Below are 2088 nucleotides of genomic sequence, written 5' to 3'. Positions count from 1 at the left end.
TATTGATATAAACTTGTTAAGTTACGACAATTTACTTCAGGAAGCAAAACAAATTTATTTTTTATAGATATAGCGTTTCTAGGACTCATGAGGTACACAGAATTGTTTGACTATTGGCTCTTGCCTCTTCTCTCTTACCTGCTCCCTGCTCCCTGCTCCCTAAAACCCAGATATTTGTACCTCACAAGTCGTAGAATTGCTATAAATGTTTTAATTGTCTAAAATTTTTTCTTCCTTTAAAGTACTCCCAATCTAAGAACCCTCCCTCAAGATGTCTAACTCCATATTTAGTATCATAGGCCTTCCTTCCATGTAATATTCTGAAATTCTGTACCATCAAACAATCTCCTGCTTTGAGACGAAAGCAATATTGATAATCAGGGCTTTTTAAATACTTAAAAAAAGTTTTATAAGCTTCATAGAAAGATTCCACTTTGTCAAATGTTAAATTGGTTTTAAAGTTTTTGTGACTGAAGTAAACTTCAATTACTTCACCTTTTTGATTTAGTTTTAAGATGGGCGTTTTATTATATAAATAATATTGACGATGTAAATCAAACTGTTTAAAGTTTACTGGAGTTTCAGCTAAGATATTAAAATATTCAGGATGATTTTGGCGAAAATCTCTAGCTACACGATAGCCATCTACAACTATTGAATCGCCACCAGAAGCATTGTTTTCTTCACAATAAAGAAACATTACTACTCGCCCTACATTGAGGTAAGTTAAATCGACATGAGGTGACAAAGGATGACCAACAGATGAAAAAGCTAAATCTACAGCTTCAGCACCCTTGATGGGCTTTACTGCGATGAATCTTCCATAGTAAGTTTCATGAATCGGACCGATAGAGCAAAGAAAAGACTCTAATTCTGCCATCGATTTGATGTTTTCTAGTATTGTAAAACCCAAACTAAAAAGCTGATTCATCCACACATCATAATCGCTGTGAATCTCGTGTCTTACCGTTCGCTCTTTTTGTAACTGAGCTTTGTTCCATAAAATAATATTTTTTGAAGATTCTACTGGATTTTTAAGCTCATTAGCATGAGCCATTAACCAAGAAATTGGAAATACACTTTGGTGAATAGGTTGTTCTTTACAAGTAATAATTATTTTATCGTTTTCCTCCACTACAGATAAAGGTTCTGGGAGAGATTTTGCTTCACTAATGTCATAGATTTTCTGATATGAATTAGGATCGCGACATTCTGGACATAGGCAGTTATCCCGCAACCAAATATAGTGAAAACGGTGGCCATCAACTGTTATAAAACGTTCGCTTTTCATACAATTACTTTCTAATTTTTGATCTGATCGCTTGATCATCCTACCATTACCCGGTTAATAAGATCGATTTCCATCGAACGCTTACAATAAAATGAATATTATAACAATAATATTCATTTTATCTCCGATTAAATTTCAGCAATAGGAAGCTTATGTTCGTAAAGCTTTTCGTAATAAGGTAGACAAAATTCATAAGCATTTTGTAAGTGTTCATTATCTTCCACTGACACATAATTATCTCTCTTTTGCTCCTTAAAGCCAGTACTAAACATGGCGTTAAGTACCCAATCTCCTCCTTCCCAATGGGTAAGTTCAGGGCGAAATTTTGGTTCCCATTCTAGGGCTTCTTTAATAAACGGTATACCAACAGCATCGCAGTAAGCTTTAACTGTTGCTTCGGGCTTTTGTACCAAATCGTCCGAGTCAATTACTACTGGAATTTTTCCGTTGAATTCTTTAGCCATTTCAAAGAGTTTGTAGAGTTCAGCATAAGCAGCTTCTTCTAAAGTAAAATCAGGCCATTTGTTGTAAAGTGATGGTAGCATTTTAGCGGGATTACGCACCAGAAAAGTACTTTCAAATATAGACAAAAATTCTCTATCAGCTAAGTAAAACGTAAAATGGGACATATCCTTGATAAAAACTGCCTGGGAATCTGCTTGCTGTCGTAGTTTTTGCCAAATTTTTTGGTGATTATATTCAGGATTGAGTTCTATATCTGGATAACGATTAGTATCGCGACGCTCTGGGGAGTTGTAGTAAGATAAGCCAAAAGGTTCATGAAAAACAAAAAAATA

The 2088-nt window shown here is 34.7% G+C and carries 3 protein-coding genes; 1 reads left to right on the top strand and 2 read right to left on the bottom strand.

The genetic code is table 11. The features are described 5' to 3' along the window. The first annotated feature begins 87 nt into the window (after window positions 1-87). Entirely contained in the window at window positions 88-222 is a 135-nt protein-coding gene (locus tag F6K49_RS43520; RefSeq protein WP_293107944.1) for a hypothetical protein, read from the top strand. Here F6K49_RS43520 and F6K49_RS43515 read toward each other — a convergent pair. Together F6K49_RS43515 and F6K49_RS43510 are read right to left on the bottom strand one after the other, a co-directional pair. After that, window positions 200-1291, bottom strand: a complete 1092-nt coding sequence (locus F6K49_RS43515; protein WP_293107941.1) for a TauD/TfdA family dioxygenase — start codon at window positions 1289-1291, stop codon at window positions 200-202. The genes F6K49_RS43520 and F6K49_RS43515 overlap by 23 nt on opposite strands. A 128-nt stretch (window positions 1292-1419) precedes the next feature. Then, on the bottom strand, window positions 1420-2088 hold a 669-nt coding region (locus tag F6K49_RS43510), incomplete at its 5' end, for a sulfotransferase family protein (protein ID WP_293107938.1).

The sequence above is a fragment of the Moorena sp. SIO3I6 genome (assembly GCF_010672095.1).
The sequence above is the reverse complement of the archived record's forward strand: the minus strand, read 5'-3'. Positions and strand labels throughout refer to the sequence as shown.

Coding starts and splice junctions, on each gene's coding strand:
- F6K49_RS43520 (WP_293107944.1), top strand. CDS start 88: ATGAGGTACACAGAATTGTTTGACTATTGGCTCTTGCCTCTTCTCTCT.
- F6K49_RS43515 (WP_293107941.1), bottom strand. CDS start 1,291: ATGAAAAGCGAACGTTTTATAACAGTTGATGGCCACCGTTTTCACTAT.